Raw genomic sequence first — 6,591 nt, 5'->3', positions numbered from 1 at the left:
TTCGGTCTGAAGGTTGGCCCGGTGACGCGAAGGAATTTCGAAGCGCGGATTCGAGAGTTGGTTGCAGGCCAGGCGACATTGGAGCGCATTGCTGGTGCGATGCTTTCGGCACGATCGGCCCTGAAGGCAGAATACGGAAGACTACACAAGGCTGTGCTGGCAATTGTGCGTGATGATGCAGTCTGCCGCCGGCTTATGACAGTACCAGGCGTTGGTCCCCTGGTGGCCATCACCTACAAATCGGCGATTGATGATCCTCATCGCATTGTAAAGTCAAAGGCAGCAGGCGCGCTGTTCGGGCTCACGCCAAAGAAATATCAATCGGGAGAAAAGGACGTCACGGGCGGAATCACGCTGGCCGGCGATGAGACGGTGCGGACGGCCTTGTATGAAGCCGCCAACGTTCTGCTATCGCGCATCACGCGGTTCTCAAAACTCAAACGCTGGGGGATGGACGTCGCCAAGCGGAGAGGCTCGAAGCGCGCAAAGGTTGCCTTGGCACGCAAGCTCGCAGTGATCCTGCATCGGATCTGGGTCGATGGCACGACTTACCGATGGGCCGAAGCGGGCTCAATCGCAGCATAGAAGACGCGGAGGAGATCAAGAACGCAACCGGGATGAACTGAAGCCCGGTGCCCGAAGTCCCGTCGCCGGGACGGTGGATGCGGCGAAGCCGTTACACGCCCAGTGGCCGTCGTCCGACGAACCACGCGTATCTAGATAGGCTCACCGCTCCCTCTGACAGCATGATGTGGCGGCCAGGCGTCGACCACGAACAGAAGCATGAGCTCGGCAGCGTGGCGTTCACTCGGGAGGCTTGACATCATCGGGCCCATTACAGAAGGGCGTGTAAAGGCAGCAGCGCTTGAACATCTGCGCGCTGTTGGTGCCAAAGCCTGAGCCTGGTCACCGCGAATTGGTGCCGGAGATCGCGGGGCCGCAAGGGGCTTCCCGACAGGCTGGCAGTCGACCCGTTCGCGGACGACGTCGCCGCGCGCTACGGCGTGAAGCTGAACGGCAAAACCCGCGCGGGTAACGGGATCATCGAGGAGAAGCGAGTGCCAAGGCGTCCACGCGCGAGCAAGATGCACAGATAAGTAGGAATGCCAGGCCCGCGGCTCGGCCCTGTCCACTGCTGAAAACGAATTGCGGATTAAGCCAATCTCCAACTCTTAGGCTCAGGAACCGGCGAACGTCCCCGCGGATGCTGTAGTCGATGGTTTTCCAGTTGGCATGCGGGCGCAGGCGCTGATGCAGCTCGTTGAGTAGGGCTGATTGGGCTAGCCTCTTATCGATGATCTCTGCGCTCACGCGTCTGACCGCTCAATTTCGCGAGCGGATGCAAGTGCAGCCTGGGAACGACTTACCGCGTCGGCGAGCTTTTCGATCTCGTCTCGAAGCGCGGCGATTTGGCCCTCAATAGAAGATATCCGGAATACAGACTGAGCGATTTTTGCCCAAGGCGCGTTGTGCCCCCGCTGTGCCCCTACTTTTTCGGGGCACACTTCGAGGGAACAAGATCTCTAACTTACTGATTAAAGGGGCTAAATGGTGGGCGCACAAGGGATCGAACCTTGGACCTCTCCCGTGTGAAGGGAACGCTCTCCCGCTGAGCTATGCGCCCGGGACCATCATGCCGACGGCCGGACTTTCGGCCGGCCGGCGCATCAGAGCCCGCGATTTAGAAGTGCGGGCCGGAGGTGTCAAGTTTCCAGGCGCCCCGAGCCTGGAAAACCTTCCCGCAGATCGCGCAATCCGGCTGCGAGGCCGCGTTTTGGCCGGCTTACGCGCCCTGCTGGCGGGCGCGGGAGGCGTGGGCCTGGAGCGCGCGGATGCGCTCGGCGAGCGTTCCGCCGCCCTCGGGCAGGGTCCCTGCGGCCGCGCCGTTCGTCGCGGCGTCGTTGGCCGGGCGCGGCGCCGGCTTCGGCGGCTGGCCGGCCTCGGCCGCAAGCAGGGCCTCGATCGGCGAGTTCGGGCCTTCGAGCTGCATCGCCAGCTTTGCGACCTCGGCGGCGATATCGTTGATGCGCTCGCGCAGCAGCGCGTTCTCCATGCGCTCGGTCGCCCAGGAGCTTTCCGCCTGCTGCTGGATCGCGTTGATGTCGCGCTGGAGCTTGGCGCGCTCGTCGCGCGCGGTGCGGAGCTGCTCCTCTAGCGCGGTCTTTTCCGCGCGGATCTGCTCCATGGCGGCCGACGACTTGCCGCCGCTCAAGGCGGCGATCTCGACGCGCAATTCCTTGATGGTGCGCTCGGAGCCATCGCTCGCCTGGCGGAGCTGGTTGTTCTCGTAGTCGCGCTCGGCGAGCAGCTTGCCTTGCGTGGCGAGGCGCCCCTCGAGGTCGGCGACGCGGCCCGAGAGCATCTCGGCCTCCTTCACCTGCACGATGAGCTGGCGATCGAGCTCGGTGACGCGCTGGCTCAGGTTTTCGACCCGGCCGCGTGCATCCCCAAGCTCGCGCGAGGCGGTCTCGGATTCCGTACGCTCCTGCGTCAGCCGCGCCTGCGTCGCGGCAAACTCCTTCTCGGCATCGCCGACGCGGTTCTTCAGCTCGTCGATCTGCGCGCGCACCGCGACCAGCTCGACCTGGCGGCTCTCCGCCATCATCGAGCGGTTGGACAGTTCGGAGTTGATCTTCGCGAGCTCGCCCTGCTTGTCGGTCAGCGCATTCTCGGCGGCGCGCAGGGCTTCGGTCTTGGCGTTGAATTCCTCTTCGGTGGCGCGGAGCTGCTCCTTGACCGCCTTCTCGCGCGCTTCCAGCGCGAAGATCGTGGCGTTCTTCTCGCCGAGCTCGATCTTCATGCGGTTGATGGCGTCGCTCTTCTTGCCGAGTTCGGCGAGCTGGCTCGTGGTCTTGTTCTTGAGCTGGTCGACGCTCATCTCGAGCCGGCGTGCCGACATGGCGAATTCGGCGCGAAGCTGGTCCTTGTCGGCCTGGATCTCGGCCATCGACAGCGGGGTGGCGGCCTCGAGCCGGCGCGTGGTCAGGCGCACCGCGCGGTTATGCACCAGCGGCACGATGGCAAGCCCGCACAGCATCGCGAGCAGGAAACCGATCGCCAGGTACATGATCGGTTCGACCATGGGCCAGAACTCCCAAAGCTAAGGAAAAATTTACCAACGACAATGCATGGCGGGCCGGCAAAAAGCCAGCCCCGCCCTGTTGTTACCGTGAATCCGGAATTGGACCGGTGGAGCGGAGTCTAGAACGGGTTCCAGGTCGCGCGCGGCGTGTATTTCAGGTAGCCGATATTGGCTCCCAGCCGCAGGCCGAGTCCGGAGCGGATCGGCACCAGCACGATGTTGTTGGCGGTGAGCGCCGTCATGCCGAAGCCGCCGATGATATAGGCCGAGCCGTCGAGGCCGGCGAAGCGCTGGTAGATCGCGTTGGTGGCGGGCAGGTTGTAGACCAGCGTCATGGTGCGCGCGCCGTCGCCGCCCCAGTCGAAGCCGAGCGAGGGGCCCTGCCAGTAGACGCGCAGGTCGCCGGCGTTCTTGGTGTAGAGCGTGCCTTCGCCATAGCGCAGGCCGGCGACGAAGGCGCCGGAGCCTTCCTCACCCAGGATATAGCCGTTCGGCAGGCCCCATTGGCTGACCGCCTTCTCGATGATCGAGGCCAGCCCGCGCGAGACGTTGCCGAAGAAGCGGTGGCCGGCACCCACCAGTTCGTCCGGCCCATAGGTGTTGGGCGTCGGGGTCCGCTGCGGGGGCGGCAGATTGGGCGGCGGCGCCTGCTGGGCGGAGGCCGGCACGATCCAGCCGACCATCGCGGCGAGCGCGAGCGCAGCGAGGCGTGATGCGAAAGTCATAAAAGAACCCCTGGTATCGAATCCGATCGCTTCCTTAACCTGACGCCAACAGGCACGGCTCTAGGTTGCGCCGAATGTCCCCTCGACTCGGATGTTATCCGCAGCAACTATGACGGCACAACGGCAGGAAGATAGCCCTTTGCGCCCCGGAATTGCCTTGATCGGCCGCCTCGTCTGCCTGTTGGCGGGCATTTGGATCGCCTGCGCATGGTTGCCGGTCCAGGCTGCCACCACCGAACGGATCGTCGTCAATCGCTTCAGCGGCGTCGCCATCGAGGGCTTCGACCCCGTCGCCTATTTCGTCGATGGCAGCGCCGCGCAGGGGACGGCCGAGTTCGAAGCCAACCTCTGGGGCGCGGTCTGGCGCTTCCGGAACGAGGGCAACCGGGCCTCCTTCCTGGCCCATCCCGAGATCTATGGACCGCAGTTCGGCGGCTATGACCCCGCCGACATCGCCCGTGGCGTCACCATCGCCGGCAACCCCCGCTTCTTCGCGATCGTGGCGCAGCGGCTCTATCTGTTCAGCCGGGAAGCCAATCGCGACGCCTTCGCCGCCAATCCGGACCGCTTCCTCTACGAAGTCGGCAAGCGCTGGCCGGCGCTTCAGGAGCAGCTCAGTCAGTAGCAGCCGACCGCCTGCGGGTCGCCCCAGGCGATGAACTCCGGGATGATGAAGCCGGTGTCCTGCCGCTGGCCGAAGCGGATCTCGCCGCCCTTGCCGTCGGTGACCTTGCCGCCGGCCGCGGTCACGACCGCGCAGCCGGCCCCGACATCCCACTCCGAAGTGGGCCCGAAGCGGGGATAGATGTCGGCGCTGCCTTCGGCGATCCGGCCGAATTTCACGGCCGAGCCGACCGTCCTTCTGACGGCATTGGGCCTGCTATCGATGAACGCTTCGCTTTTGGGATCGCCATGCGAGCGGCTCACCGCCGCGACCCAGGGCTCGCCCGGCGCCGGCAGCTTGCGGGTGTGGACCGGCTCGGCGGCACCGATGGTAGCGCCGTCAAACCTGACGCGCTCGGCGCCGCGGCCGACGATGCCGCGCCAGAGCAGCCCGAGTGCGGGCGCGCTGACGATGCCGAGCACGGGCACCCCCTGAGTGACGAGGGCGAGGTTGACGGTGAACTCGTCGCGGCCGGCGACGAACTCCTTGGTGCCGTCGAGCGGATCGATCAGGAAGAAGCTGTCGCGGAACGGCGGAGCGGCAAGCTGGGTCCGCTCCTCCGAGAGCGTCGGGATGTCGCCCGCAAGCTGCGCCAGGCCGTCCGCGATGATGCGGTCGGCGGCAAGGTCGGCCTCGGTGACCGGCGAGCCGTCCTGCTTGCCGTCGACCCGCATCGCGGCGCGGTTGACCGCGAGGATCGCTTCGCCCGCCCTCACCACCAGCGCGGTGAGCGGCTCCATCAGGCCGGATGCGGCCGCGCCGTCGATGATCCGCTTCACCTGCATGCCTCATTCATCGGCAATTCCGTTCCCGCTCGACTGATTCGCCCCGATTGACTCGATTGGGGCTTTATGGCCGCCCCGAACCGATCGCAAGCTAGCTGCCGCAGGCTTGCGAATGTTAGAACCTGCGGCATCCGTCAAGCATGCGTGATTCGCGGCGTCCAGCGCCGCGCAATTCCAGGAACCCTCCAGGACCCCATTATATGTCTGACGCCTCGTCGCCCGCGACCACTACTGCTCCCGATATGCTCGAACTCGCCGCGCTGCTGTGCTCGCGGGTCTGCCACGATCTCATCAGCCCCGTCGGCGCCATCGTCAACGGGCTCGAAGTGCTCGACGACGATCCCAAGCCCGAGGACCGCGAGTTCGCGCTCGACCTGATTCGCAAGAGCGCCAAGACGGCCTCCGCCCGCCTCCAGTTCTGCCGACTCGCCTTCGGCGCGGCCGGCTCCTCCGGCGCCCAGATCGACCTCGGCGATGCCCAGACCATGGCGCGCGGCCATATCGAGGACGGCAAGTGCACGATCACGTGGAATCTGCCGCGGCTGCTGCTGCCGAAGAATCGCGTCAAGCTGCTGCTCAACATGCTGGTCGTGGCCCAGCACACGATCCCGCGCGGCGGCACGCTCACGATCGATCCGATCGGCGAGGGCGAGGCGATGAGCTTTCGCATCACCGCGGCCGGACATAATGCGCGCCTGCCGCAGAACATCGCCGAGCTCCTGAGCGGCGAGCGCGGGCCCGCCGCGGATGCGCACGCGATCCAGCCTTATTATACGCGGCTGCTGGCGCAGGCCTGCGGGCTCACCGTGACGCTCGCACCGGAAGGCGCAGCCATCATCGTTACCGCTTCGTAAACGCGCGCATCGCTCTCAAGACGTTAATCCAACCTTTACGAGGCGCTTCGGCTTGTCCGGAGCGCCTTATCTCTTTGTTGGTTCCGTTCTTTTCCACATACTCAACCATTATTAAACGCTTTGCGGTGAAGCTGGCCCCATTCCGAAATGGCGCATCACGCCTCGTGCGCGCCCTCCCTGTATGAAGGCCTGTTTTCATGGATGATCTGTTGCGGGAGTTCTTGACGGAGACCAGCGAGAGCCTGGACACCGTCGACAATCAGTTAGTGAAGTTCGAGCAGGAGCCGAACAACGCCAAGATCCTGGATAACATCTTCCGCCTGGTCCACACCATCAAGGGTACGTGCGGCTTCCTCGGCTTGCCGCGTCTGGAAGCGCTGGCGCATGCCGGCGAGACGCTGATGGGCAAATTCCGTGACGGCATGCCGGTGACGGGGCAGGCGGTGACGGTGATCCTGTCCTCGATCGACCGCATCAAGGA

7 protein-coding genes and 1 tRNA gene are annotated in these 6,591 nt (G+C 65.0%); 4 read left to right on the top strand and 4 right to left on the bottom strand.

The genetic code is table 11. The annotated features are described in order from the left end of the window. Positions 1-585 (top strand): transposase (locus tag A3M7_RS0137450; protein WP_027548467.1); only part of this gene is annotated, 585 nt, incomplete at its 5' end. Between the two features lie 964 nt (positions 586-1,549). Here A3M7_RS0137450 and A3M7_RS0137445 read toward each other — a convergent pair. From A3M7_RS0137445 to A3M7_RS0137435, 3 genes are all read right to left on the bottom strand, one after another. Beyond that, positions 1,550-1,624 (bottom strand) — tRNA-Val (locus A3M7_RS0137445). Positions 1,625-1,783: 159 nt separating this feature from the next. After that, complete coding sequence (locus A3M7_RS0137440; RefSeq protein WP_027548466.1) at positions 1,784-3,082, bottom strand: hypothetical protein; 1,299 nt, start codon at positions 3,080-3,082, stop codon at positions 1,784-1,786. Between the two features lie 119 nt (positions 3,083-3,201). Beyond that, the gene (locus A3M7_RS0137435; RefSeq protein ID WP_027548465.1) at positions 3,202-3,807 is read right to left on the bottom strand and encodes a DUF1134 domain-containing protein; all 606 of its coding nucleotides are present in this window, start codon (positions 3,805-3,807) and stop codon (positions 3,202-3,204) included. Positions 3,808-3,946: 139 nt separating this feature from the next. Here A3M7_RS0137435 and A3M7_RS0137430 point away from each other — a divergent pair, with 139 nt between their 5' ends. Continuing rightward, positions 3,947-4,432: a YHS domain-containing (seleno)protein gene (locus A3M7_RS0137430; RefSeq protein ID WP_027548464.1), complete on the top strand. Its 486-nt coding sequence runs from the start codon at positions 3,947-3,949 to the stop codon at positions 4,430-4,432. Here A3M7_RS0137430 and cysQ read toward each other — a convergent pair. Continuing rightward, positions 4,426-5,256: a 3'(2'),5'-bisphosphate nucleotidase CysQ gene (cysQ, locus tag A3M7_RS0137425; RefSeq protein WP_027548463.1), complete on the bottom strand. Its 831-nt coding sequence runs from the start codon at positions 5,254-5,256 to the stop codon at positions 4,426-4,428. The two genes, A3M7_RS0137430 and cysQ, sit on opposite strands and share 7 nt — an antisense overlap. A 200-nt stretch (positions 5,257-5,456) precedes the next feature. On the opposite strand from cysQ, the gene chpT reads away from it, so the two are divergent. Then, positions 5,457-6,110, top strand: coding sequence for a histidine phosphotransferase ChpT (gene chpT, locus A3M7_RS0137420; RefSeq protein ID WP_027548462.1), 654 nt, complete (start codon positions 5,457-5,459; stop codon positions 6,108-6,110). A 197-nt stretch (positions 6,111-6,307) separates the two neighbouring features. After that, the coding region (locus tag A3M7_RS45590; protein WP_198033832.1) for an Hpt domain-containing protein at positions 6,308-6,591 on the top strand (284 nt) is incomplete at its 3' end.

This window comes from Bradyrhizobium sp. WSM2254, from assembly GCF_000472645.1.
GTDB classification, from domain to species: Bacteria; Pseudomonadota; Alphaproteobacteria; order Rhizobiales; family Xanthobacteraceae; genus Bradyrhizobium; species Bradyrhizobium niftali.
This window is presented reverse-complemented; position numbering and strand designations above follow the sequence as displayed.

Coding starts and splice junctions, on each gene's coding strand:
- chpT (WP_027548462.1), top strand. CDS start 5,457: ATGTCTGACGCCTCGTCGCCCGCGACCACTACTGCTCCCGATATGCTC.
- cysQ (WP_027548463.1), bottom strand. CDS start 5,256: ATGCAGGTGAAGCGGATCATCGACGGCGCGGCCGCATCCGGCCTGATG.
- A3M7_RS0137440 (WP_027548466.1), bottom strand. CDS start 3,082: ATGGTCGAACCGATCATGTACCTGGCGATCGGTTTCCTGCTCGCGATG.
- A3M7_RS0137435 (WP_027548465.1), bottom strand. CDS start 3,807: ATGACTTTCGCATCACGCCTCGCTGCGCTCGCGCTCGCCGCGATGGTC.